This window comes from Oceanospirillum linum (assembly GCF_001995095.2).
GTDB classification, from domain to species: Bacteria; Pseudomonadota; Gammaproteobacteria; order Pseudomonadales; family Halomonadaceae; genus Oceanospirillum; species Oceanospirillum linum.
On the sequence record NZ_MTSD02000002.1, the window covers coordinates 259,837 to 285,060 of the forward strand.

The following is a 25,224-nucleotide window of genomic DNA, read 5'->3' on the forward strand; positions in this document are numbered from 1 at the left end:
TGATGCTTCAGCCAGAAGCGGTGGATTCTAGCAGAAAGTAAACGACCAAAGCGGATAAAATCCCACCTTAGCCAGATGAAACAGGCCGGTCAGCCAGCACTGTCGAGCGACCGGATGATTAACTCTTGTTGTCCGGACGACGCAATCTCATTCGCCCCATCCCTTTATTTGATGCTGGCGAGACAACACCGGGAATAAACTGTTTCTGCTGCCAGGGCTTACGCACCGGCGTTGAACAACCGACTTCTTTTTTAGCCCAAACGATATAAGCAGCCCCAAAACGATCAAGCATACCAGCAGACTCCAGCCAGCGGCTTTTTTCCAGCCAGCTGCGACTATTAACCGCAGGGCGGCACATAACGGTTTCAACATCCTCAATACGATAATCGAGCAATGTCAGCCAATCATTCAACCGGCTCAGGCCGATAAACCGCCCTCCCCAGGGAACTCTCCGTCGGGGGTGTACAAAACGGCAGGCTCCCCAGCTACTTAACGGGTTAAACCCCACAATGACCAGATGCCCCTTATGCTGGGTTACCCGGGCAGCTTCCCGCAGAACAAGATGCGGCGTTTCGACAAAATCAAGCAGATGATGCAGCAAAACCACATCAATACTGTCATCAGGAAGGGGCAAAGCATCGGGCTGAGAGACCAAAACAGAGCCCCCGGCGTCAGTCACTAACCTCGGACTCCAGACCATCGGATGCTTAATAGGGCTCAGATGTTCGAGACTGACATGGGGTGACACACCCAAGTTAAGGAAGTGGTAGCCAAATGTTTTTGCTAAAAAAGGCTCCAGCCGTGCAGACTCCGCCTCGAAAAGCTCGCGCCCCAGCGGCTGCCGCCACCAAAGTTCCAGTGCTTCTGAGAAAGCTGAAAGAGTTCTTTTGTCTTGTCTAAAACCAGCAAATTTCACATCAACTCCCACATGACGAACTTATCTTCTGAATACCACTGTAAAATCTGATCATCGCTTTTAAATCAAAAGCATCCGCCAGCTCACTCCCTTCGACGTGATGAAGCCTTAGCGGAGTAGATCTCATTGAATACTGGCAGGCACAACAGATACCCGCATATTGAAATAACAGCTTTTTCTGAGTCATTATGTTAGAAAATAGCGGGCTCGCTTCTACATTTGGGCACTATACGCTCTACTTGCCTGTATGCACATGGCCGATCAGGCAGGCACTGGCCACATAACAATCTCGTGTCACTGGGCAAAATAATTATCAGGAAAGCGCATTATGCTAAAGATTAAACCGATTCCGGCATTCAACGATAACTATATTTGGCTGCTGACCAACAATAAATCTGAAGCCTGGGTCGTTGATCCCGGCGACGCCCTTCCGGTAATAGACCACCTGAACGATGAAAAGCTCCGGTTAAAAGGAATTCTGATAACCCACCATCATAAGGACCACACCGGCGGCGTTAACCAACTGAAGCAGACCTATGACGTACAGGCGTACGGTGCTGATGTAGCGCACTGCACAGACAAGGTGTTGGGTGAAGATGAAACGCTTGATGTACTGGGAAGCTGCTTCAGGACTCTGTCTATACCCGGGCACACTCTGGATCATGTTGGTTTTTACTCAGAGGAAGAGCAGGTGCTGTTCTGTGGTGACACACTGTTTTTCGCCGGTTGTGGCAGGATCTTTGAAGGCACACCGGAACAGATGTACACGTCACTGATGAAACTCGCGGCACTTCCTGATGAAACCCTGGTTTACCCTACCCATGAGTACACTCAGGCTAACCTGAAATTTGCGGCTGCAGTGGAGCCGGACAGCCCCTATGTACTCAAAGCCAGCCGCGAAGCAGATCGGGTTCGTAACAGTAATTTACCGACGTTACCCACGACAATTGGCGATGAAAAATGTCATAATCCGTTCCTCAGAAGTCACCAGCCCCCGGTTATCGCTGCTGCCACAGAGCAATCGGGCACATTAGTTGTTGATCCTGTTAAAGTTTTTACGGCTATCCGCCAGTGGAAAAACTGTTTTTAATCAGGACCGAACTTAGTACCCATAAAATCTATGATAGTCACCAAAATCAAAAAAGCCGGTATTTGCCTCTTACCCTTCACCTTTTCATTGGCATTAACCGGCTGCATCAATACCAAACCTACATCTGAACAATCGGCCACCCGTTCTGCAGTGGCCCCGGCAGATGAACATTTTATTTCACTGAATACCTATCGTGCCCAGAGTGAACAGACAATTCAGGATCTCGGTCTCTCCCATACCGACATCGAAAGCCCGGGAACCGAATGGCGCTCATGGGATAACCCTTCTCTTCCTGAGTTTAACCTCTGGGATCGTCTGCTGCAGAGTTTCAAACTGGACCTCGAGATCGACAACCCGCGTATCGCTGCACAGCTAAACTGGTATAAGCGCCATCCTCATTATCTTGAGCGTGTATTTACCCGTGCTGAGCGTTATATGTTCCACGTTGTTAAAGAGGTAGAAGCCCGCAACCTGCCCGGTGAATTAGCATTACTGCCGATTGTTGAGAGTGCTTACGACCCCTTCGCATACTCCCACGGACGCGCATCCGGCATGTGGCAGTTTATCCCGTCAACGGCTCGCTATTTCGGCATCAAAAATGACTGGTGGTATGACGGGCGTCGTGATGTACTGGACTCCACTGATGCGGCTCTGACCTACCTTGATCGTCTGGCAAGGCGCTTCGATGGCGACTGGATGCATGCTCTGGCAGCCTACAACTCAGGTGGAGGCACAGTAAATAAAGCCATTCGAAAGAACCGTGAAGCCGGCAAACCGACACACTATTGGGCATTGAGGCTTCCTGCTGAAACGAAAGCATATGTTCCCAAGCTGATCGCATTGGCGAAGCTTGTGAAACATGCTGAAGAATACGGCATCAAGCTGCGTCATATACCTAATGAACCCTACTTTGCGGCAGTAAATACCGAAGCCCAGATCGATCTGGCTCAGGCGGCAAAAATGGCCGATATTACCATCAATGAACTGTACCTGCTGAACCCTGGATACAGCCAATGGGCAACCTCACCAAATGGCCCCCACCGCCTGCTGGTGCCAGTTGAGAATACAGATACTTTCAAAGAAAACCTGTCCAAGGTTCCTCCGCAAAAACGGATCGCCTGGCAACGCTACAAGGTTGAGTCCGGCGACAGCCTAATTAGTATCGCTAAACGTTTCCGTACCACACCGGCTCTGATTCGTGATGCCAATCAGATACGCGGCAACTCTATTCGGGCTGGCAGCCGATTGCTGATCCCCATTCCCAAAGCCAATGCCAGCCATTATGCGCTGAGCTCGAGTCAGCGGCTAAAGCGTAAACAGAGCTATGACCGCAGCAATACCGGCGGCAATAAAATCGTCCACTATGTCCAGTCCGGTGATAGTTTTTGGCTATTATCCCGCAAGCATAAGGTCAGTATTCGTGAGCTCGCGCGCTGGAACGGTATGGCACCCAATGACCCTCTGATGCCCGGAAAGAAACTGGTGATCTGGTCAAAAGCAGACCAGGCGGTGAGCAACGATGCAAAGAATCGTAAAATTATCCGCCGTGTAGGCTATAAAGTGCGCCGTGGTGACTCTCTGGCAAGAATCGCCGGTAAATTTAACGTCAGCGTAAACCAGATTGTCAGCTGGAATAAGATTGATAAACGCAAGTATCTGCAACCCGGTCAAAGCCTGACCTTGTATGTCGATGTCACCCGCAGCCATTAATTGAACTCGTCATATATCTTTCGGTCTTAATTATCAGAACGGATCATTGAGATTCTGAAGACAAAAAAGGGGGTGCTGCGCACCCCTTTTTTGTTGCCTATCCCGATAAGATCCGTATTCTCTGACATAGACAATTTATTCGTAGCCTATTGAAGAATATAAGAAAATTTGGCAGGAGCCTTCTATTATGCTGAACGCCCTTAAGCAGACGACCTTCATCAGCCGCCGAACGCCAATCAGGCAACTCACCTGTACCGCTTTCACCTGGCTTGCACTGACCACTTCAGCGCTCTCTTTTGCCGCATCGCCACAGCATGGTATCGCGATGCACGGCGATCTTAAGTATCCATCGGACTTTAGCCACTTTGATTATGTCAACCCATCAGCCCCCAAAGGCGGTGCATTCAGGCAGGCGGCAGTAGGTACCTTTGACTCCCTGAACCCTTTTATTATCAAAGGGGTACCGGCAGCCGGTATAGGGCTTATCTACGATACCCTGATGGAGTCTTCCGCTGATGAACCTTTCTCTCAATACGGTCTGCTGGCTGAAAGTGTCATTAGGGCAGAGGATAATAGCTGGGTAGAGTTTACGTTACGGCCCAGCGCTCGCTTTCATGACGGCAAACCCGTAACGCCAGAAGATGTTATTTTCACCTTCAACACACTAAGAGAAAAAGGTCGCCCTTTTTATCGGGCCTATTACGCTGACATTAGCAATATCGTAAAAACAGGAGAACATTCCGTCCGCTTCAACTTTAAGTCCACTGAGAACCGTGAGTTGCCTCTGATTATTGGTCAGGTTCCTGTGTTACCAAAACATTACTGGCAGGATAAAGACTTCACTAAAACAACCTTGACGCCACCTGTGGGTTCCGGCCCCTATAAAATCGCCAAAGTTGATAGCGGACGCTCGATCCATTATCAGCGGGATAGCAATTACTGGGGGAGAAATCTGCCTATCAACCAAGGACGCCATAACTTCGATCTGATGGCATTTGAATATTATCGTGACAGTACGGTTGCCCTTGAAGCATTTAAGTCAGGCGATCTTAATTTCCGCCGTGAGAACAGTTCAAAATTCTGGGCAACATCTTACGACTCCCCTGCCCTCAGCGAAGGCCGTATTATCAAAGAGAGTATCGCCCACAAAAACCCCACAGGCATGCAGGCATTTATTTTCAATCTGCGCCGGAATAAGTTTCAGGATATCAGGGTTCGAAAAGCACTCAACCTCGCTTTCGACTTTGAATGGACAAATCAGAATCTTTTCTACGGAGCCTATAGCCGGACAGAGAGCTATTTCTCAAACTCTGAACTTGCCGCTAAAGGCCTGCCATCTTCTGAAGAGAAAGCACTTCTTGAACCCTATAAAGATCAATTGCCTGCCGAAGTCTTTACAAGGGAATTTACCCTTAATAAAACCAAGGGCGACGGTAATACCCGAAATGAACTACGCCAGGCCTCACGTCTACTGAAACAGGCCGGCTGGACGGTAAGAGATGGTAAACGGGTCGATCAGAACGGTGACCCCGTCGTTATAGAGATGCTGCTCTATGACTCAACCTTCGAGCGTGTCGTGCACCCTTACAAGAAAAACCTTGAGCGCTTAGGTATTACACTCAACACTCGGATTGTTGATACGACCCAATATATCAACCGGGTCCGTGGTTTCGATTTTGATATGATCGTCTATAGCATCGGGCAATCGAACTCTCCGGGCAATGAGCAAAGAGAGTTTTGGCACTCAGAGTATGCGGACAAACAAAATGCCAGTAATGTCATCGGCATCAAAAGCCCGGTGGTTGACGCATTAGTTGAGGCTGTCATTACGGCAAAAGATCGTCCGGCACTGGTCACCGCAACCCGGGCACTGGACAGGGTTCTGCTGTGGGGACATTATGTTGTCCCTCACTGGGGAATTACTCAGTATCGCGTCGCTTACGATCATAAAATCATGCACCCTGCAGTGACACCCCCCTACCAGCTGGCAACAGATACCTGGTGGCACCAGAAGAAGTAATCCGGTAATCAGAGCACCTTGCCGTCAGCCGCTGACGAGTACCCGGCAAGGTGCAATCCTATTGATCCATAACAGCACCTGATTAGGAAATCCCATGTGGAGCTATATCACCCGTCGCCTGCTGCTAATGATTCCAACACTTTTTGGCATTATGCTGCTCAATTTTATTATTGTTCAGGCTGCCCCTGGTGGGCCTGTGGAGCAGGTACTGGCTCAGCTGGACGGCATGGACAGTCAGTCGAGTACGCGCATCGGCTCTGGAGAGCAAACGGAACTCCAGTCCCAGAGTTCAAACTCTGACTACAGAGGGGCCCAGGGGGTCGACCCTGCTCTGATCAAAGAGATTGAACAACAATTTGGTTTTGATAAACCTGCCCACGAACGATTTTTCCAGATGATAACCCAATATCTGACCTTTGACTTTGGTGATAGTTTTTTTCGGGATAAACCTGTTCTGGATCTGATATTGGAAAAAATGCCGGTTTCCATCTCCCTTGGTCTCTGGACAACCCTGATTGTATACGGTGTATCTATTCCGCTGGGTATCCGCAAAGCTTTGCAGCATGGCTCTCCCTTCGATGTCTGGTCCTCAAGCATCATCATTGTGGGCTATGCGATTCCTAACTTCCTGTTTGCCATTCTATTAATTGTGGTATTTGCCGGAGGCAGTTATCTCGACTGGTTCCCTCTTCGGGGTCTGACCTCGGAAAACTTTGATCAGCTTCCCTGGTATCACCAGATCACGGATTATCTGTGGCATATCACCCTGCCAGTTCTCGCCTCGGTTATCTCAAGCTTTGCAACCCTGACCATGCTGACCAAAAATAGCTTTTTGGATGAAATTAATAAGCAGTATGTTATGACCGCCCGCGCCAAAGGAGCCTCCGAGAAACGCGTGCTGTACGGCCATATCTTCCGCAATGCCATGCTGCTGATTATAGCCGGTATGCCTGCTGCGCTGATTGGCATCTTTTTCTCCAGCTCCCTGCTGATTGAAGTCATCTTTTCCCTGGATGGTCTTGGTCTGCTTGGGTTCGAGGCTGTTATGCAACGGGATTATCCGGTTATCTTCGGCACACTCTATATATTTACCCTGATCGGCCTCCTGCTGAAGCTGATCAGTGACATCACCTACATTATGGTAGACCCGAGAATCAGCTTTGAAGGACAGAATCGCTGATATGAGCCTGACAAATACAACATCACAAAAAAAGCAGCGCTGGCAGCCCTCACCAATTACCCAGCGACGTATCAGAAGTTTCCGGCAGAACCGACGCAGCTACTGGGCTCTGATTATATTCAGCCTGTTGTTTGTACTGACCCTGTTTGCTGAAGTGGTTGCAAATGACAAGCCTCTGCTGATCCGCTATCAGGGCGAATGGTTTGTACCTGTCCTGGAGGTTTACCCTGAGACCCGTTTTGGTGGTGACTTCACCACCGAAGCGGAATACACAGATCCCTATATTCAGGAGCTGATTGAAGAAAAAGGCTGGATACTCTGGCCACTGATCCCTTTCAGTTACGACACCATCAATTATCAGCTGGACCAGCCAGCCCCAAGCCCGCCAACAAGTGAAAACTGGCTGGGCACCGACGACCAGGGACGTGATGTACTGGCAAGGGTTATTTATGGTTTCCGTATCTCTCTGCTATTTGCCATTACCCTGACGATTGGCAGTACCATTGTCGGCGTTTTTGTCGGTGCGATTCAGGGCTTCTTTGGTGGCAAAATTGACCTGTTTGGCCAACGTTTTATCGAGATCTGGTCAGGACTACCAACGCTGTTTATCCTGATTATTCTCTCCAGCATTGTTGAGCCCAACTTCTGGTGGCTACTGGGTATTATGCTGCTGTTTAGCTGGATGGCGCTGGTGGACGTTGTTCGGGCCGAGTTTCTACGCTGTCGTAACCTTGAATACATTATGGCCGCTAAAGCACTGGGTGTGCCCAACAGACTGATTATGTGGCGGCACATGTTGCCTAATGCCATGGTCGCCACCATGACCTTTATGCCCTTCATATTTACCGGTGGCGTAACCACTCTGACAGCTCTGGACTTTCTTGGCTTTGGCCTTCCCCCGGGCTCACCCTCTTTGGGTGAGCTGGTCGCTCAGGGCAAATCTAATCTGCACGCTCCCTGGCTAGGCATCACCGCTTTTGTGGTGCTTTCCGGCATGTTGACACTACTGGTATTTATCGGTGAAGGCGTGCGGGATGCCTTCGACCCACGCCATACGGGAGGTCTGTAATGAGTTGTTCCGAACAACAAACCGTAACATCAGACAGTGCTGAAGCCCCGTTACTTCAGGTTGAACAGCTGACATTGGCTTTTGACCCCAGGAATCCGGTTGTCGATCAGGTCTCATTTTACGTACAACGAGGTGAAACTCTTGGTATCGTCGGAGAAAGTGGCTCAGGCAAGTCCCTGTCAGCCCTGAGCGTTCCGCGCCTGCTACCCTCTGCAGCCCAGCAGCTCAATGGACAAGTCTGGTTTGACGGCGAAGATATGAGCCAACTTAATGAAAAGCAGCTGATGGCCCTGCGGGGTAACCGTATTTCAGTGATTTTTCAGGAGCCAATGTCATCCCTGAACCCCCTGCACAGTATCGGCAAGCAGATCTCAGAAGTCATCCGGCTGCACCGCCCTCTTAGCAAACATGAGCTGTTTGACGAAACCGTAAAGCGGTTGAAGGAAGTCGGTATCGAGCACCCGGAACAGCGCTATCATGCCCTGCCGCACCAACTCTCTGGCGGACAGCGCCAACGGGTGATGATCGCCATGGCGATAGCTAACGAGCCGGATCTCCTGATTGCCGACGAACCTACAACCGCATTGGATCAGCAGATTCAGAAGCAGATTCTGGACCTTATTCAAGCGCTACAGAAGAAGTACCAGATGGCAGTTCTTCTGATCACCCACGATCTGAATATCGTTCGCGACTACGCAGATCGGGTGTGCGTCATGCAACAGGGCAAAGTTATTGAAACGGCCGATACCGGATCTGTTTTTTCTGATCCGAAACAGGAGTATACCCAAATGCTTCTCGCCGCTGATCCTGATGGAAAACCTGTTCCTCTGGAGCCCGATGCACAAAGCCTACTCACCGTTAAGCAACTCAATGTCTGGTACCCAATCCGAACAGGCCTTCTGAAGCGAGTAACCGGTCACATCAAAGCAGTAACCGGTGCCGAATTTGACCTTTGCCAGGGAGAGTGTATCGGGTTTCTGGGGGCTAGTGGCTCTGGAAAAACCTCACTTGGAATGGCGATTCTCCGCCTCATAGACAGCCAGGGTGAAATCCGCTTTGATGGACAGGATCTTAATCAGCTTTCACCTGAAGCACTAAGAGAAATCAGGAAGAAAATCCAGGTCGTTCTACAGGATCCTTTTGGCAGCCTTAGCCCACGTATGGCCGTAGGTGACATTATTGCTGAGGGATTAAAAGTACACTACCCAGCATCAGATTCAGAAATTAAAACGGCAGTCATAAACGTTATGCAAGAGGTTGGCCTTGATCCGGATACCCGGCATCGCTACCTTCACGAATTTTCAGGAGGACAACGTCAAAGGGTGGCTATCGCCCGGGCACTGATCCTTCGTCCCAAGCTGATCATTCTGGATAAACCCACATCAGCTCTGGATAAAAGCGTACAAAAACAGGTGGTGGAACTCCTGAAATCGCTTCAGACCAGGCATCACATCAGCTATATATTGATTACTCATGATCCAGCTATCACTCAATCCATGTGCCATAAGGTGATTCATCTTGATGGGGAAAGCACTCACATACCAGCCTGAGAAACAAAAAAAGGAAGCCACTACGGCTTCCTTTTTTATGTTCATCAAGGCGGAGCCAGCCTAAGCCTGACCCCGGCATTTGTCACGCTGTTATTCAGATTGTTACAGGTACGTCACTTCAGCTTTGCCAGTAATGGCTGCCCGAAGTTGCTGAGTCGTGTTACGGGCCTGGGACAGCTGAATAGCTTGCTGATAGAAAGCAACAATCTCTTCTGACATCTCCGGCTGCTCAATACCTGTTACCTGAACCAGATAAACAGTATCCCCTGCAACCACCTTCTCAACACGGCCTTCAGGCTGTGCAAAAGCCTGCTGAACCACTGCACGTGGGATTTCCTGTGACACGCGTGATACAGCCTCAGCAGATGTGACGGCATAATTCGAGGCTGTAGCAGCTTCAGCCAGATCTGATGCTTCAGATTTCTCGATCAGCTCTGCGGCCACTTTTTCTACCGCGGCAACCTGCTTCTCGATCATCAGAGTCTGACGAATCTGCTCAGAGACGTCCACCAGAGGGCGAATCGAAGGTGCTTTTACATCTACCGCACGAATCACCACGGCATTGTGATCATCAAGCTCAATAAGGTCACTGTTTGAGCCTTCCTCTTTCACCAGATCAGAAAAGGCAGCGCGAACTACCGCAGGATGAGAAGCAACACCTTCGCCACCCTGAACAGAGAAAAAGTCGGTAGATTCAACGGTCAGATTCAGCTCAGAAGCAGGTTCCTGAAGATCTTGAGAAGCAAAACTTGCGTTTGCCAGCTCTTCGGTCATCAACAGATACTTATCTGCCGCTTTTTTCGCTTTCAGATCAGCCAACAAGACGGGCTGCATCTCCTCATAAGACGCCTGTTTTACAGTCTCTTTTTTGTCAAGATAAACCAGATGGGCTCCAAACTCTGTGATCACAGGTTCTGAAACACCACCCTCTTCCAGTGCAAAAAGAGCATTCTCAAAATCAGCATCAAAGCTATCGGGCTCAACAAGTCCCAACTTACCACCATCTGCGGAAGAGCCCACATCCTCAGAAAATTCTTTTGCCAGTGCAGCAAAGGATTCACCTTGCTCTACACGTGCCTTAATTTTCTCAAGCTCAGCGACAGCTTCATCTTCTGAACGACTATCAGTATCCAGTAAAATATGGGACGCATAATAACTTGCCTGGCCCGCATTACGCTGTTGATAGCTGGCATAAGCGCTCTGCAGTGCCTCTTCCGATACCTCAGTATCAGACATAAAATCATCCTGACTGATTCGGATATAGTTCAGTTTTACGCGCTCTGGCAGAGCAAAGGAAGACTGGTTGTTCTGATAGTAGGTTTCTATTTCCGCCTCAGAGACCGAAACGCCCTTCTGCTGGTCTGCTTTTAAAGCGATATAACGCAGATCACGGGTCTGACTGTCCAGAGCAATGACCTGACGAATATATTTCTCAGGCATAAATTCGCTCAGGCTGACACCACCCTGTAACTGATTAATCAGTACATCTTTACGAAGCTCTTCACGGAACTGACGGGGAGCAAGTCCTACATTTCGTAACATCACCTGAAACTGATCAGCGCTGAACTGACCATCCGGCCCCCGGAATTCAGGCGTCGCCAGAATCAAGCGGTCAATCTGTAACTCACTCACCGTCAGGCCACCCTCTTCTGCAGCCTGAAGTGCAGCTTCGCGATTCACTAGTGTCTGCAGAGCTCGCTGACGAATCAGATTTTCATTTAACTCAGAAGGGTCCGCATCCGGCCCCATTTGAGAGAGAACCTGGCGAACCTGACGCTGAGTGGAGATCTCCAGCTCATAGCGGCTGATTTTGCTGTCATTAACGGTAGCAACTTCATCGCCACCCCCGGTGAATGCACCAACAATGGCGTCAAGACCAAACATCGCAAAGGTCAAAATGATAAAACCTACGATGACTTTTACCACCCAGCTGGATGACTTGTCCCTGATGTTCTGAAGCATTTAAATGTCTCTTGTGGGTTTTAATGTGAATTCTTAAGCTTAAATTAGCCTGATTATAACTGCCTGAGCAGCAATACAAAATGCTGAGACAATAAATAGCCGAACAAATTCATAGGATTAAAAAGTTGCAGGCCTGATGGTTCCGTTTTCAGATAAAAAAAAAGCACATCCGAAGATGTGCTTTTTTCGATTTGGCGGATCGGACGGGACTCGAACCCGCGACCCCCGGCGTGACAGGCCGGTATTCTAACCAACTGAACTACCGATCCAAATCTCTTAAACTAAAGTATATCTTAGTTTACAGCATCTTTTAAAGCTTTACCTGGCTTAAAGCTAGGAACTTTTGCTGCTTTAATCTCGATTGGATCACCTGTTTGAGGGTTACGACCCGTACGGGCTGCACGCTCTTTTACAGAGAAAGTACCAAAGCCAACCAATACTACTGAATCACCCTTTTGCAGAGATTCAGAAACAGTTTCGATCATTGCGTCCAGTGCACGACCGGCAGCAGCTTTAGGAATATCAGCAGACGCTGCAATCGCATCAATCAGTTCAGACTTATTCACTCTTCACCCCTTAACAATACGGCCAATACGGCCAAAAACAAATGCGCAGATTATTGGTGGCTTACGCAAAAAAACAGGCGCAATTTATACCAATACACCTTCGTAGCGTCAAGTAATCTAATGAGTACTTGCCTGAGAACCTTTATCTTTTCCCTGTGCGGCCTCTTCCTGGACCAAAGGAGCGACAAAAGGCACTGGCTCTTCTGCCAAAGCAACCTCCAGTACCTCATCGATCCATTTCACAGGGCGAATGTCAAGCTCCCCTTTAATAGAATCAGGAACTTCTTTCAGATCCTTACGGTTCTCTTCAGGAATAACTACCGTTTTTATACCACCACGACGGGCCGCCAGCAATTTTTCTTTCAGGCCACCAATTGGCAGAACTTCACCGCGAAGTGTAATCTCACCTGTCATCGCCACTGTACTTTTAACCGGAATTCCCGAAAGCACAGAGATCAGAGCAGTACACATACCAATACCAGCACTTGGGCCATCTTTTGGAGTGGCACCCTCTGGCACATGAACATGAATATCACATTTTTCATAAAACTGCGGGTCAATACCCCAGCCCTGAGCACGGCCACGGACAACGGTCATTGCTGCCTGGATAGACTCCTTCATCACGTCCCCCAGGGAACCGGTATGAATCGTGCGACCTTTACCCGGAACCGAAGCCGCTTCAAGGTTCAGCAGTTCACCACCAACCTGCGTCCAGGCAAGTCCTGTAACACGACCCACCTGATTATCTTCATCAGCCAGTCCATAACTGAACTTTCGAACCCCGCAGTATTCTTCAATTTTTTCCTGAGTCAGTACAATCGGTTCACTGAAGCCTTCTGAGCCACGCTTGATAATTTCACGCACCGCTTTACGACAAACTTTAGCGATCTCACGCTCAAGAGCACGCACGCCTGCTTCACGGGTGTAATAGCGGATCAACTCAAGCAGGGCATCCTTGTCAAAAGAAAGCTCTTTTTCTGTGAGACCGTTCCGCTCAAACTGTTTTTTGACTAAATAACGCTCTGAAATTGCCAGCTTCTCATCTTCGGTATAACCCGGCAGACGGATCACCTCCATACGATCCAGCAAAGGGCCCGGAATATTCATCGAGTTAGAGGTACAAACAAACATCACATCGGACAGATCGTAATCCACCTCCAGATAGTGATCATTAAACTTGCTGTTTTGCTCTGGATCTAACACCTCTAACAGTGCCGAAGCCGGATCACCACGGTGATCCATACCCATTTTATCAATCTCATCCAACAGGAAGAGTGGGTTTTTCACGCCAACTTTAGACATCTTCTGCAACAGCTTACCGGGCATAGAGCCGATATAAGTGCGTCGGTGACCCCGAATCTCAGACTCATCACGTACTCCACCTAACGCCATGCGCACATATTTGCGGTTGGTGGCTTTGGCGATAGACTGCCCAAGGGAGGTCTTACCGACACCCGGAGGCCCCACTAAACAAAGTACAGGGCCTTTCAGCTTCTTAACACGCTTCTGTACCGCCAGGTAGTCCAGAATTCGCTCTTTCACTTCTTCCAGACCATAATGGTCTGCTTCAAGAACTTCTTCTGCCTTCTCCATATCATGGGAAACTTTAGAGCGTTTCTTCCACGGCAGGCTTACCATCCAGTCAATATAACTACGCACCACAGTTGCTTCTGCAGACATAGTCGACATCATCTTCAGCTTTTTAAGCTCAGCAGATGCCTTCTCTTTTGCGTCTTTTGGCATCCCGGCTTTCTCAATCCGGTCAGCCAGCTCATCAGCTTCAGATGCCCCATTTTCCAGGTCACCCATCTCTTTCTGAATCGCTTTCATCTGTTCGTTCAGATAGTACTCACGCTGATTTTTCTCCATCTGCTGCTTAACGCGGCCACGAACGCGCTTCTCAACTTCAAGCAGATCTATCTCAGTTTCGATATAGGTCATCAGCTGCTCAATGCGATCCCGCACACTTGCAGATTCGAGCAACTTCTGTTTTTCAGCAACATTCAGAGAAAGGTGTGCTGACATCGTATCAACCAGCCGACTTGGGTCTGTGATGTTTTTCAGTGATGTCAGAACTTCTGCCGGAACCTTTTTACTGAGCTTGGTGTACTGTTCAAATTGATTCATCAGTACATGGCACAAGCTCTCTGACTCGCGCTCGCTTAGTGCATCCAACCCATGCAAAGAAACTTCAGCCTCAAGAAAGTCTCCAGTATCGTTAATCTGGTTAAGTTCAGCCCGGGCTTCCCCTTCAATCAATACCTTAACTGTGCCGTCAGGAAGCTTAAGCAGCTGGAGTACTGAGGCCACTGTACCAACACGATATAGATCGCCGGAGGAAGGCTCATCAACACCCGCTTCTTTCTGTGCCGCCAGAAAGACTTTCTTACCATCAGCCATAGCGGCTTCAAGCGCCTGAATTGAGCGCTCACGCCCCACAAATAAAGGCAGAACCATCTGTGGAAAAACCACCACATCCCGCAAAGGTAAAAGCGGTAAGGTCTGCGTATCTAATACTTCGTTTGCTTGTTTCTGCTCCATAGCAGAACCACCTCTAAACCGGAACGTACCGGCCAATCCAATACGTTAAAAACTTATCTTTTGCAGATGGGGCCGTAAATAAATAATACAACCCTTTGATCTGACTTAGAAAATAATGCGCAGCTTCACTCTAATACGACAGCAACTATTTGCCCTACGCAAGCTGAGCGATATGAAATCAAAAAAAAAGGGCCCAGAGGGCCCCTTTAGAGTACTGAATTTAGCCCTTATCACCAGAAGCCAGATCAGTATCATCATTGCTGTAAATCAGCAGAGGTTCTGATTCACCGTTAATGACATTATCATCAACAACAACTTTGCTGACCCCTTGCGCAGAAGGGATATCATACATGGTCGGCAGAAGCACAGACTCCAGAATAGAACGCAGGCCTCGGGCCCCTGTTTTACGCTCCATCGCTTTCTGAGCCACAGCTTTAAGAGCTTCACTACGAAACTCCAGCTCAACATCTTCCATTTCGAATAGTTTAGCATACTGCTTGGTCAGTGCATTCTTAGGTTCACTCAGAATTTTGACCAGTGCTTCTTCGTCCAGTTCCTGCAACGTTGCAACAACAGGCAGACGCCCCACAAACTCGGGGATTAAACCAAAACGAACAAGATCTTCCGGCTCAACATCCTGCAGCATAGCACCAACAGACTTATCAATTTCTTTGCTTTGTACCTCAGCTGAGAAACCGATACCTCCTTTGGATGAACGCTCCTGGATTACTTTTTCAAGTCCGGCAAAAGCACCACCACAGATGAACAGAATATTTGAGGTATCAACCTGCAAAAACTCCTGCTGCGGATGCTTGCGACCACCTTGAGGCGGCACAGAAGCAACCGTGCCTTCAATCAGCTTCAGCAATGCCTGCTGAACACCCTCACCGGAAACATCACGGGTGATCGACGGGTTATCGGATTTACGGGAGATCTTATCGATCTCATCGATATAAACGATACCTCGCTGGGCTTTCTCTACGTCGTAATCGCACTTCTGGAGCAATTTCTGAATAATGTTCTCAACATCTTCACCGACATAGCCAGCCTCAGTGAGTGTCGTAGCATCAGCAATGGTAAAAGGAACATTTAACTGGCGTGCCAGAGTCTCTGCCAGCAAGGTTTTACCACTACCGGTAGGCCCGATCAGCAGAATATTACTTTTGCCAAGCTCAACATCACTCTTAGCCCGACCACCGTGACGCAGGCGCTTATAATGATTATAAACAGCAACAGACAGCGTCATCTTAGCTTTTGGCTGTCCAATAACATAATCATCGAGAGTTGAGCGAATCTCTTGCGGTACAGGAAGGCGCTCAGATTCAGTCTCTGGGGTGTCTTCCGCGATCTCTTCGCGAATAATATCATTGCACAGGTCAACGCATTCATCGCAGATATAAACAGAAGGGCCGGCAATCAGCTTGCGAACTTCATTCTGATTTTTTCCGCAGAATGAGCAGTACAACAGCTTGCCGCCATCATTACCGGAATCATTTTGGCCCATTCGTTACCTCGGTTTACTTAATCATGGCAACCCTCGGGCCACCACTAAAATTCAACAGTGCTTAATCAGCCCTGCGCTCGCTGATCCAGAACTTTATCGATCAGCCCATATTCTACTGCCGTCTCACCATCCATAAAGTTATCACGGTCAGTATCTTTAGCGATCTCATCGATCGGCTTGCCCGTGTGATGGGAAAGGACTTTATTCAGTTTCTCGCGAATTGTCAGAATTTCACGAGTATGAATTTCAATATCTGTTGCCTGTCCCTGAAAGCCGCCCAGCGGCTGATGAATCATCATTCGGGAGTGAGGCAGACAATAACGCTTACCTTCCGCGCCACCGGCTAGCAGAAGAGCGCCCATGCTGGCAGCCTGGCCGATGCACATAGTACTGACATCCGGCTTGATAAACTGCATGGTGTCATAAATAGACATACCAGCCGTCACAGATCCACCTGGGGAGTTGATATACAGATGAATGTCTTTATCCGGATTTTCTGACTCTAAAAACAGCAATTGAGCGACGACTAAATTGGCCATGTGATCTTCAACAGGGCCCACAAGAAAAATAACACGCTCTTTTAAAAGACGTGAATAGATATCGTATGCACGTTCGCCCCGTGATGATTGCTCAACAACCATTGGCACCAGGCCAGAATTCATAATCTCGTGCGGATTGCTCATATGCATATACCCTTCGTAAAAATGCCTGACCCCCATAATAGAGGCCAGGCTATGAAGTCGTCAAAACGATCTTTGCGGATTAAGCGGCTTCAGCATTCTGCTCAGCTGGCTTAATAGCATCATCGTAGGACATTGCTACTTCATTTACAGTTGCTTCATTCAGCAGATTTTCAACAACCTGCTCTTCCAGAACTGCCGATTCCAGTTGCTGACGCATCTGCTCATTGTTCATGTAGTAATCGACAACCTGCTGAGGATCCTGGTAAGACTCAGCCAGTTTCTCAACATAAGCACGAAGTGCCGTATCGTCAGCTTTCAGCTCTTTCGCTTCAACAACAGCAGCCATCAGCAGACCCAGCTTAACACGCTTTTCAGCTTGTTCCTGGAACAACTCTGCCGGCAACGCAGAAGCATCAAAGTTAGATGGGCCACCGAATTGTTGTACCGCCTGTTGGCGCAGAGCATCAATCTCATTGCTGACAAGAGCTTTAGGCACATCGAACTCGTTACGTTCAACCAGAGCGGTAACAACCTGCTCTTTGACCTTGCTCTTAACAGTCTGCTCCAGTTCACGCTCCATGTTTTTCTTAACATCAGCACGGAACGCTTCCAGACCACCTTCTTCTACGCCATAAAGCTTGAAGAAGTCATCATCCAGTTCAGGCTTCTGTTGCTCAGATACTTTATTCACTTTAACTTTGAATACTGCATCTTTACCTTTCAGCTGTTCAGCCTGGTAATCTTCAGGGAAAGTAACGTTTACATCTTTCTCTTCTCCGGCTTTAGCACCCACCAGCTGTGCTTCAAAACCAGGGATAAACGTACCGGAAGACAGACCCAGGTCGTGACCTTCTGCTTTACCACCTTCGAATGCTTCACCATCGATAAAGCCTTCAAAATCGATATTCACCTGATCCTGCTCGGTAGCGGCACGATCAACTTCGTTCCACTTAGCTTGTTGCTCACGCAGAACTTCAATCATTTTGTCCAGATCTTCGTCAGAAACTGAAGCAACAGGCTTCTCAATAGACAGATCCGCAACAGAACCCACTTCAACTTCCGGGTAAACTTCCAGAGTTGCAACAAATTCCAGGTCTTTGCCTGCTTCATTTACAGAAGCATCAATTTCAGGGTAACCGGCTGGGTTCAGTTTTTCCTGTGTGATCGCTTCAACGTACTGGGTACGCATAACTTCAGAAACAACCTCTGCACGTACTTCGTTGCCATACTGGCGACGAACAAAACTCATCGGCACCTTGCCACGACGGAAGCCGTTGATACGTGCGCTTTTAGCAGTCTGTTTCAGACGCTCCTCAACTGCTTCATCAATTTGCGCTGCTGGCACCTGAATTGTGACGCGACGCTCAAGACCAGAAGTCGTTTCAACGGAAACTTGCATGAAAAATCCTCGCAATACTTTAATGCTTCTTTATAGATAAGCTGAAAGAATGAGATTTTAAGAGCAGAAACACTCGCAAGCAAGCGGTTATCGCTCTTACAGGTCATAAGATGACAAAAGAAATACAAAAAATGTTAACTCTAGACATTCTAGTAACACTATTCACTAAAAAGTAAATAAAAACAATAAAATTCAAAGAGTTACATCAAGAGAAAATAAAAAGAGAAGAAAGAGAGAAATGGTCGGGATAGAGGGATTCGAACCCCCGACATCCTGCTCCCAAAGCAGGCGCGCTACCAGACTGCGCTATATCCCGACATATAAAACCAGATCCCGAAGAGAACTGGGGTGAACGATGGGGCTCGAACCCACGACAACCGGAATCACAATCCGGGGCTCTACCAACTGAGCTACGCTCACCACAAATCATACAAGAGTACGATAATGGTCGGGATAGAGGGATTCGAACCCCCGACATCCTGCTCCCAAAGCAGGCGCGCTACCAGACTGCGCTATATCCCGACTTAAAAACACCTCTAATTGACAGAGGCCTTGACACCTTAACAGCATCCAATCTTAAAATGGGGTGAACGATGGGGCTCGAACCCACGACAACCGGAATCACAATCCGGGGCTCTACCAACTGAGCTACGCTCACCACATACACTAAATGCTTACACATCCAGCAACCGCCGAACTGAACACTGGCGCGCCCAGCAGGACTCGAACCTGCAACCTACGGCTTAGAAGGCCGTTGCTCTATCCGGTTGAGCTATAGGCGCGTTACAAGTCCAAAAATGGTCGGGATAGAGGGATTCGAACCCCCGACATCCTGCTCCCAAAGCAGGCGCGCTACCAGACTGCGCTATATCCCGACTTACTTTCGACTAACTATGTTTCGATGACTTCAGTGAGTGGCCGTCTCAACATGCGGCGCATTTTATACACCTTAGAATTTTACGTCAACTAAAATCTTAAAAAAATTTAAGATTTTCATTTAGATACAAGACATTAGCCTTGGATATTCCCCCGCAGTGATGAACATGCGAAAATAGATATATCAGTCACACAGTATGGGCAGGAGCACCTCCAAACGATGAACGCCAAAATTATCGATGGCAAACAGATTGCGCAAAACATTCGGGATTCTATCTCTGAGAAAGTACAAAAACGTATAGATAATGGTAAACGCCTACCGGGCTTAGCCGTTGTATTGGTTGGCGAGGATCCGGCCTCGGAAGTTTATGTACGCAACAAGAAAGCTGACTGCGAAAAAGCGGGTTTTAAATCATTTTCTTATGACCTTCCTGCAAGTACTTCGCAGGATGAGCTACTGAAACTGGTTGACGATCTGAACAGCAATCCTGAAGTTGATGGAATTCTGGTGCAACTGCCTTTACCAGCGCACCTTAAATCCGACCTGATCCTGGAACGGATTCAACCCAATAAAGATGTGGATGGCTTCCACCCTTACAATCTGGGCCGACTGGCGCAGCGTCTGCCTGTTCTGCGCCCATGCACGCCCAAAGGAATCATCACACTCCTGAATAGCACAGGTCGCGACATGCACGGCCTGAAAGCAACCATTGTTGGTGCATCCAATATTGTTGGCAGACCTATGGCTCTGGAGCTTCTGCTGGCAGGCTGCACCGTAACAGTAACCCACCGCTTCACCAAAGACCTGCAAAAGGAAGTCTCTGAAGCTGACGTGCTGGTTGTGGCTGTTGGCAAGCCTGGACTTGTTAAAGGCGAGCGGGTTAAAGAAGGGGCCATTGTTATTGATGTTGGCATTAACCGCCAGGATGACGGCAAACTAATTGGCGACGTTGAGTTTGAGCCTGCAGCCGCACGGGCAAGCTGGATCACTCCGGTTCCCGGCGGTGTTGGCCCGATGACCCGGGCCGCACTACTTGAAAACACACTTCAGGCCGCTGAGATGCATGACTCCGAGTAGGCCTTGAGTCTCAAAAAAAGGGATGCCAGTCCGGCATCCCTTTTTTCATTACAACCCGCCCTCAGCACTCGGTGCTGAGTTCAGAAAAAACAAACCGGTAAGACTACTCTCTCACCCAGGCCGTCCCCTCACGGGAGTCTTTCAGAATAATCCCCTGCTCAGCCAGCGCATCACGAATGCGATCCGATTCAGCAAAATCTTTATTCTTACGCGCCTGGTTACGGGCTGCGATCTGAGCGTCAATATACTCTTCAGTCAACCCTCCGCTTTGCTCCTCTCCTTTCAGGAAAGCATCTGCATCTTGCCAGAAGAGCCCCAGCACATCACCAAACAGACGAAGTGTACCGGCCAACTGAGTTGCAGCCGCCACATCACCCTCTTTTTTGGCAATATTGAGCTGCTTAGCCAGATCAAACAATACAGCAAAAGCTTCCGCCGTATTAAAATCGTCATCCATTGCCGTTTTAAAGCGTTCAACCCACTCGCCCTCAGGTTTGACAACAGCCGTTTCAACACCCTGAAGCGCCGTATAAAACCGCTCCAAAGATTGACGGGCAGACTTCAAACCATCCTCCGAGTAATTGATCGGACTGCGATAGTGACTGGATAACAGGAAGTAGCGCACCACCTCAGGGTTGTACTTTTCCAGTACATCCCGAATGGTGAAAAAATTACCCAAAGACTTGGACATTTTTTCCTGATCGACACGTACAGCACCGGCATGCATCCAGGTATTCGCATAGGTTTCACCGGTAGCCGCTTCCGACTGGGCGATCTCATTCTCATGATGCGGAAACGGAAGATCCGGTCCGCCGCCATGAATATCAAAATGATTACCCAAACAGCAAGTGGACATCGCCGAGCACTCAATATGCCAGCCCGGACGCCCGTTACCCCAAGGCGACTCCCAACTGACCTCACCCTCTTTGGCAGCCTTCCAGAGCACAAAGTCCATCGGATTTTCTTTGGCATCCTGCACATCAACCCGAGCACCGGCCTGCATATCATCCAGATTACGGTTGGTCAGCTTACCGTAGCCTTCAAATTTATTAACCCGATAATAGACATCGCCATTTTCAGCGGCATAAGCAAAACCTTTATCGATCAGGGTCTGCACCATATTCAGAATATCCTGCATATGATGTGTCGCGCGGGGTTCATGATCAGGGCGCAGTACATTCAGACGATCCTCGTCATCATGCATCGCCTGAATCATGCGCTCGGTCAGAGCCTCAACAGACTCACCGTTTTCACCGGCACGGCGGATAATTTTATCATCCACATCGGTGATGTTACGCACATAGTTCACATCGTAACCACGGTGACGCAGATAGCGGGTAATCATATCGAAGCCCACCATCACCCGAGCATGACCAATATGGCAAAGGTCATAAACCGTAATGCCACAGACATACATGCGTACCTTGTTCGCCTCAATCGGTGTAAAAACCTCTTTCTTGCGCGTCATGGTGTTGTAGATCTGTAACATTCCAATTATCCCTTCTTCTGAATTTTTGCCCAGCTGTCTTTAAGACCAACTGTCTTGTTAAATACCAATTTGTCATCTTTACCATGATCAAAACGATCGGCGCAGAAGTAGCCAACACGCTCAAACTGAAAACGATCTTCAGGCGCAGCAGTCAGTAAACCAGGCTCACAATAGCCTGTTGTCACGGCCAGAGACTCAGGATTAACATATTCCAGAAAGTCCACCTCTTTATTACTGTCAGGATTCGGATCAGTAAAAAGGTTTTCATAAAGACGTACTTCAGCAGGCACAGCATGGGGCTCAGAAACCCAGTGAATAACGCCTTTTACCTTACGCCCTTCCGGATTTTTGCCTAAGGTCTCAGGGTCGTATGTACACAGAAGCTCAACCACTTCGCCCTGCTCGTCCTTAACCACATCCTCACATTTAATAACGTATGAGTTGCGCAGGCGCACTTCTTTACCCTGAGTCAGGCGGAAGAATTTTTTCGGTGCATCTTCCATAAAGTCCTCTGCATCAATCAGCAAAGTGCGACTGAACGGAAGTGTACGCTCGCCCATCGCTTCATTCGCCGGATGAGACGGAACCGTGAACTCTTCCACCTGATCTTCCGGGTAGTTGGTGATGGTCACTTTAATCGGATTTAATACACACATCGCACGAGGTGCATTTTCTTCAAGGTCAGCACGTAAAGCGTGATACAGCATAGCTACATCCACGACACCGTCACTCCGGGTTACACCTGCCATATCGCAGAACTTACGCAGAGATGCCGGGGTATAGCCACGACGACGCAGTCCAGCCAGGGTCGGCATACGAGGATCATCCCAACCTGCCACATGGCCTTCATCCACTAGCTGCTTCAGCTTACGCTTACTGGTAACGGTGTAGTTCAGATTCAAACGGGAAAATTCAATCTGTTTTGGCTGAGACGGTACCGGCAGGTTTTCAATAAACCAGTTGTACAAAGGGCGGTGGTCTTCAAATTCCAGCGTACAGATAGAGTGCGTCACCCCTTCAATCGCATCAGACTGGCCATGGGCAAAATCATAACTGGGATAGATGCACCATTTATCCCCGGTCTGGTGGTGGTGAGCACGTCGGATGCGATAGAGAATCGGATCACGAAGATTGATATTTGGTGCTGACATATCAATTTTAGCCCGTAGTACTTTCGCACCATCATCAAATTCACCGGCACGCATACGCTCAAACAGATCCAGATTCTCCTCAACAGAGCGATCACGGAACGGACTATCCTTACCCGCTTCGGTCAGTGATCCGCGATATTCACGCATCTGCTCAGCGTTAAGTTCACATACATAAGCCTTTCCGGATTTGATCAGTTCAACGGCATAGCCATATAGCTGATCAAAATAATCAGATGTAAAATGAATATTACCGGCCCACTGAAACCCCAGCCACTCAACATCAGCTTTAATGGAGTCAATATATTCCTGACTCTCTTTCTCAGGGTTTGTATCATCGAAACGCAGATTACACCCTCCGTCAAACTGCTCAGCCAAACCAAAGTTCAGACAGATGGATTTTGCATGGCCAATATGGAGGTAGCCGTTCGGCTCTGGCGGAAAACGGGTCACGATCTGCTCATACTGACCAGCAGCCAGCTCTTCCTGAATCAGTGTACGAATAAAATTTGGAGCAGGAGTGTTTTCAGTGTTGCTCATAATCTTTAGCAAATCTCTGGGTAATCGCGTGAATTTCTCAGGGCTTGCGCCCGTTCTTTTATTTGGGCTGTTAATTCAGGCCCGGGCCTAAAATGGCCGTTCAGCGGTCAGGTGATTCAGGCAGATTTTGTCAATTAAAGCGCAGAGATAAAGTAAAACCGCTTCTGATTCGCTAACCAACAGCCTGATTCTTTTGCCAAACACGCAAAAGCGCTATTATAGCGTGACGGGGAGCCATTAAGCCATCCTGTTTAACGTATCAATGATGCGAGCCACTTTGAATGGGTTTGCTGATTAAACAACGAGATAAGGTCATACCATGATTGTTCTGCATACTAATTTCGGCGACATTACAATTGAGCTGAATTATGAGAAAGCGCCGGTAACTGCAAAAAACTTTGAAGAGTATGTAACCAGCGGCCACTACAATGGCACCATTTTCCATCGCGTCATTAATGGATTTATGGTTCAGGGTGGCGGCTTTGACGCTGACATGCAGCAAAAAGAAGCTAACGACCCTATTGAGAATGAAGCTGACAATGGCCTGTCCAACGAAACAGGCACTCTGGCCATGGCCCGCACTATGGACCCTCACTCTGCTTCTGCCCAATTCTTTATCAACGTTGCGGACAACACCTTCCTGAACCATACCAGCAAAGATATGCAGGGCTGGGGTTACTGTGTATTCGGCAAAGTTGTGGAAGGCATGGAAGTGGTCAATCAGATTAAAGAGGTCAAAACAACCTCTAAAGCGGGACATCAGGATGTTCCGGCTGAGGCTGTTATTATCGAATCTGCAGAACTCATCGAAGCGTAACCCCGCCTCGTCTGTCAGACTGGCCGTTTTAATTACCTTCCAGGTAAATAAAGAAAGCCAAAAAAAGAGCCACTCACGGCTCTTTTTTTTACCCGAAAACCAGAAGCCGCAGAGCATCAGCAATAGAGCAATCAGCAATCAGCAATCAGCAATACCTTTTTAATACAACGCCAGGCCAAAGTGACGGAACGCCATGAAACAACTTTTTATCTCAGACTTACACTTAAAAGATCTCAATGCCCCCATCACCCAAACGTTTTTCGCTTTTCTTGATCAAAAGGCAGCCATGGCCGACGAGCTCTATATCCTCGGTGATTTCTTCGAGTACTGGATCGGAGATGATGCTATCAGTGAGCTATCGGATAAGATCGCAGCTCGCCTGAAAGATCTTAAAGAGAATCACAAAACCGATCTCTACTTTATGGTTGGCAACCGGGATTTTCTTGTCGGCAAAAATTACTGCGAACGGGCGGGAATGCAACTTATCGAAGAACCTTACAAACTCCCCGGCACCAACATTCTTCTCTGTCACGGGGACGCCGAATGCACCACGGATACGGAATATCAAAAGGTCAGACAAGTACTGCGCAACCCACAATGGCAGCAAGATTTTCTCAATAAGACTCTCGAAGAGCGCATGATCTTTGCTGAGCAGGCACGGGCGCAAAGCAAAGAGCATCAGGCAGGCTATGAGCTGACAGACCTTAATGATGATGCCATTAACGCTTTGCTTGAAGCGAATCAGACCGATATCCTTATTCATGGTCATACCCATAAACCCGGTATTCAGGCTGTAGCAGAGCAGGGCCATAAACGGGTGACACTCTCAGACTGGGACCATGAGATCTGGTACGCAGAAATCAAGGATAGCGGCCCCCCTAAACTATGCCAGTTCACGCATATTGCTTGAATTTCAGACATAGTGACCAGGATCAACGACCAAAGTTGAACTCTATACCCTTGTCACCCAACTTAACATTGTCGACATTTTAATTTAGAATCGTGCCACCGAATAAGAAGGTCGATGAATACATCGAACGCTTTGATTTCACGTAATAAACTGTCTTTTTTACTGTGAGTCGGGGC

The 25,224-nt window shown here is 48.4% G+C and carries 18 protein-coding genes and 7 tRNA genes; 9 read left to right on the plus strand and 16 right to left on the minus strand.

Features of this window, described 5'->3' with window-relative positions; translation table 11 throughout:
- Positions 1-118 precede the first annotated feature (118 nt).
- Positions 119-916: a class I SAM-dependent methyltransferase gene (locus BTA35_RS06310; RefSeq protein WP_139363630.1), complete on the minus strand. Its 798-nt coding sequence runs from the start codon at positions 914-916 to the stop codon at positions 119-121.
- Between the two features lie 328 nt (positions 917-1,244).
- Between BTA35_RS06310 and gloB the strand changes: the two genes are divergently transcribed.
- From gloB to BTA35_RS06340, 6 genes are all read left to right on the plus strand, one after another.
- Positions 1,245-2,006, plus strand: a complete 762-nt coding sequence (gene gloB, locus BTA35_RS06315; protein ID WP_078318977.1) for a hydroxyacylglutathione hydrolase — start codon at positions 1,245-1,247, stop codon at positions 2,004-2,006.
- A 30-nt stretch (positions 2,007-2,036) separates the two neighbouring features.
- Positions 2,037-3,716, plus strand: a complete 1,680-nt coding sequence (locus BTA35_RS06320; RefSeq protein WP_078318978.1) for a LysM peptidoglycan-binding domain-containing protein — start codon at positions 2,037-2,039, stop codon at positions 3,714-3,716.
- Between the two features lie 187 nt (positions 3,717-3,903).
- The gene (locus BTA35_RS06325; RefSeq protein WP_078318979.1) at positions 3,904-5,736 is read left to right on the plus strand and encodes an extracellular solute-binding protein; all 1,833 of its coding nucleotides are present in this window, start codon (positions 3,904-3,906) and stop codon (positions 5,734-5,736) included.
- A 94-nt stretch (positions 5,737-5,830) separates the two neighbouring features.
- Positions 5,831-6,916: a microcin C ABC transporter permease YejB gene (locus tag BTA35_RS06330; RefSeq protein WP_078318980.1), complete on the plus strand. Its 1,086-nt coding sequence runs from the start codon at positions 5,831-5,833 to the stop codon at positions 6,914-6,916.
- Position 6,917: 1 nt separating this feature from the next.
- Positions 6,918-7,985, plus strand: a complete 1,068-nt coding sequence (locus tag BTA35_RS06335; RefSeq protein ID WP_078318981.1) for an ABC transporter permease — start codon at positions 6,918-6,920, stop codon at positions 7,983-7,985.
- A complete protein-coding gene (locus BTA35_RS06340; RefSeq protein WP_078318982.1) occupies positions 7,985-9,535 on the plus strand; it encodes an ABC transporter ATP-binding protein in 1,551 nt (516 codons plus the stop codon). Before BTA35_RS06335 ends, BTA35_RS06340 begins: the two co-directional genes overlap by 1 nt.
- 102 nt (positions 9,536-9,637) lie before the next feature.
- Here BTA35_RS06340 and BTA35_RS06345 read toward each other — a convergent pair whose 3' ends face one another.
- The 13 genes from BTA35_RS06345 to BTA35_RS06405 all read right to left on the minus strand — a co-directional run bounded on the left by BTA35_RS06345 (position 9,638) and on the right by BTA35_RS06405 (position 19,065).
- Positions 9,638-11,497 (minus strand): SurA N-terminal domain-containing protein, encoded by a 1,860-nt coding sequence (locus tag BTA35_RS06345; protein ID WP_078318983.1) that lies wholly within the window; start codon positions 11,495-11,497, stop codon positions 9,638-9,640.
- A 192-nt stretch (positions 11,498-11,689) separates the two neighbouring features.
- Positions 11,690-11,766 (minus strand) — tRNA-Asp (locus tag BTA35_RS06350).
- Between the two features lie 24 nt (positions 11,767-11,790).
- Positions 11,791-12,063, minus strand: coding sequence for a non-specific DNA-binding protein Hbs (gene hbs, locus BTA35_RS06355; protein ID WP_078318984.1), 273 nt, complete (start codon positions 12,061-12,063; stop codon positions 11,791-11,793).
- Between the two features lie 117 nt (positions 12,064-12,180).
- A complete protein-coding gene (gene lon, locus BTA35_RS06360; protein ID WP_078318985.1) occupies positions 12,181-14,604 on the minus strand; it encodes an endopeptidase La in 2,424 nt (807 codons plus the stop codon).
- Between the two features lie 220 nt (positions 14,605-14,824).
- The gene (gene clpX / locus BTA35_RS06365) at positions 14,825-16,108 is read right to left on the minus strand and encodes an ATP-dependent Clp protease ATP-binding subunit ClpX (RefSeq protein WP_078318986.1); all 1,284 of its coding nucleotides are present in this window, start codon (positions 16,106-16,108) and stop codon (positions 14,825-14,827) included.
- A 65-nt stretch (positions 16,109-16,173) separates the two neighbouring features.
- Complete coding sequence (gene clpP, locus BTA35_RS06370; protein ID WP_078318987.1) at positions 16,174-16,791, minus strand: ATP-dependent Clp endopeptidase proteolytic subunit ClpP; 618 nt, start codon at positions 16,789-16,791, stop codon at positions 16,174-16,176.
- Between the two features lie 79 nt (positions 16,792-16,870).
- Positions 16,871-18,190, minus strand: coding sequence for a trigger factor (tig, locus tag BTA35_RS06375; RefSeq protein WP_078318988.1), 1,320 nt, complete (start codon positions 18,188-18,190; stop codon positions 16,871-16,873).
- A gap of 239 nt (positions 18,191-18,429) precedes the next feature.
- Positions 18,430-18,506 (minus strand) — tRNA-Pro (locus BTA35_RS06380).
- A gap of 28 nt (positions 18,507-18,534) precedes the next feature.
- Positions 18,535-18,610 (minus strand) — tRNA-His (locus BTA35_RS06385).
- Positions 18,611-18,635: 25 nt separating this feature from the next.
- Positions 18,636-18,712, minus strand: a tRNA-Pro gene (locus tag BTA35_RS06390).
- A gap of 60 nt (positions 18,713-18,772) precedes the next feature.
- A tRNA-His gene (locus tag BTA35_RS06395) sits at positions 18,773-18,848 on the minus strand.
- A gap of 47 nt (positions 18,849-18,895) precedes the next feature.
- A tRNA-Arg gene (locus BTA35_RS06400) sits at positions 18,896-18,972 on the minus strand.
- Between the two features lie 16 nt (positions 18,973-18,988).
- A tRNA-Pro gene (locus BTA35_RS06405) sits at positions 18,989-19,065 on the minus strand.
- A gap of 221 nt (positions 19,066-19,286) precedes the next feature.
- Between BTA35_RS06405 and folD the strand changes: the two genes are divergently transcribed.
- Positions 19,287-20,144 (plus strand): bifunctional methylenetetrahydrofolate dehydrogenase/methenyltetrahydrofolate cyclohydrolase FolD, encoded by an 858-nt coding sequence (gene folD / locus BTA35_RS06410; RefSeq protein WP_078318989.1) that lies wholly within the window; start codon positions 19,287-19,289, stop codon positions 20,142-20,144.
- Positions 20,145-20,247: 103 nt separating this feature from the next.
- Here folD and cysS read toward each other — a convergent pair whose 3' ends face one another.
- Both cysS and BTA35_RS06420 read right to left on the minus strand, forming a co-directional pair.
- On the minus strand, positions 20,248-21,633 hold the full coding sequence (gene cysS / locus BTA35_RS06415; protein ID WP_078318990.1) for a cysteine--tRNA ligase: 1,386 nt from the start codon (positions 21,631-21,633) through the stop codon (positions 20,248-20,250).
- Between the two features lie 5 nt (positions 21,634-21,638).
- On the minus strand, positions 21,639-23,321 hold the full coding sequence (locus tag BTA35_RS06420) for a glutamine--tRNA ligase/YqeY domain fusion protein (RefSeq protein WP_078318991.1): 1,683 nt from the start codon (positions 23,319-23,321) through the stop codon (positions 21,639-21,641).
- Positions 23,322-23,640: 319 nt separating this feature from the next.
- Between BTA35_RS06420 and BTA35_RS06425 the strand changes: the two genes are divergently transcribed.
- Together BTA35_RS06425 and BTA35_RS06430 are read left to right on the plus strand one after the other, a co-directional pair.
- Positions 23,641-24,138, plus strand: coding sequence for a peptidylprolyl isomerase (locus BTA35_RS06425; RefSeq protein ID WP_078318992.1), 498 nt, complete (start codon positions 23,641-23,643; stop codon positions 24,136-24,138).
- Positions 24,139-24,331: 193 nt separating this feature from the next.
- Positions 24,332-25,048 carry a UDP-2,3-diacylglucosamine diphosphatase gene (locus BTA35_RS06430; protein WP_078318993.1) on the plus strand — a complete coding sequence of 239 codons (717 nt, stop codon included), beginning with the start codon at positions 24,332-24,334 and terminating at the stop codon, positions 25,046-25,048.
- Positions 25,049-25,224: the final 176 nt, after the last annotated feature.

Coding starts and splice junctions, on each gene's coding strand:
- gloB (WP_078318977.1), top strand. CDS start 1,245: ATGCTAAAGATTAAACCGATTCCGGCATTCAACGATAACTATATTTGG.
- BTA35_RS06320 (WP_078318978.1), top strand. CDS start 2,037: ATGATAGTCACCAAAATCAAAAAAGCCGGTATTTGCCTCTTACCCTTC.
- BTA35_RS06325 (WP_078318979.1), top strand. CDS start 3,904: ATGCTGAACGCCCTTAAGCAGACGACCTTCATCAGCCGCCGAACGCCA.
- BTA35_RS06330 (WP_078318980.1), top strand. CDS start 5,831: ATGTGGAGCTATATCACCCGTCGCCTGCTGCTAATGATTCCAACACTT.
- BTA35_RS06335 (WP_078318981.1), top strand. CDS start 6,918: ATGAGCCTGACAAATACAACATCACAAAAAAAGCAGCGCTGGCAGCCC.
- BTA35_RS06340 (WP_078318982.1), top strand. CDS start 7,985: ATGAGTTGTTCCGAACAACAAACCGTAACATCAGACAGTGCTGAAGCC.
- BTA35_RS06345 (WP_078318983.1), bottom strand. CDS start 11,497: ATGCTTCAGAACATCAGGGACAAGTCATCCAGCTGGGTGGTAAAAGTC.
- lon (WP_078318985.1), bottom strand. CDS start 14,604: ATGGAGCAGAAACAAGCAAACGAAGTATTAGATACGCAGACCTTACCG.
- clpX (WP_078318986.1), bottom strand. CDS start 16,108: ATGGGCCAAAATGATTCCGGTAATGATGGCGGCAAGCTGTTGTACTGC.
- clpP (WP_078318987.1), bottom strand. CDS start 16,791: ATGAGCAATCCGCACGAGATTATGAATTCTGGCCTGGTGCCAATGGTT.
- tig (WP_078318988.1), bottom strand. CDS start 18,190: ATGCAAGTTTCCGTTGAAACGACTTCTGGTCTTGAGCGTCGCGTCACA.
- folD (WP_078318989.1), top strand. CDS start 19,287: ATGAACGCCAAAATTATCGATGGCAAACAGATTGCGCAAAACATTCGG.
- cysS (WP_078318990.1), bottom strand. CDS start 21,633: ATGTTACAGATCTACAACACCATGACGCGCAAGAAAGAGGTTTTTACA.
- BTA35_RS06420 (WP_078318991.1), bottom strand. CDS start 23,321: ATGAGCAACACTGAAAACACTCCTGCTCCAAATTTTATTCGTACACTG.
- BTA35_RS06425 (WP_078318992.1), top strand. CDS start 23,641: ATGATTGTTCTGCATACTAATTTCGGCGACATTACAATTGAGCTGAAT.
- BTA35_RS06430 (WP_078318993.1), top strand. CDS start 24,332: ATGAAACAACTTTTTATCTCAGACTTACACTTAAAAGATCTCAATGCC.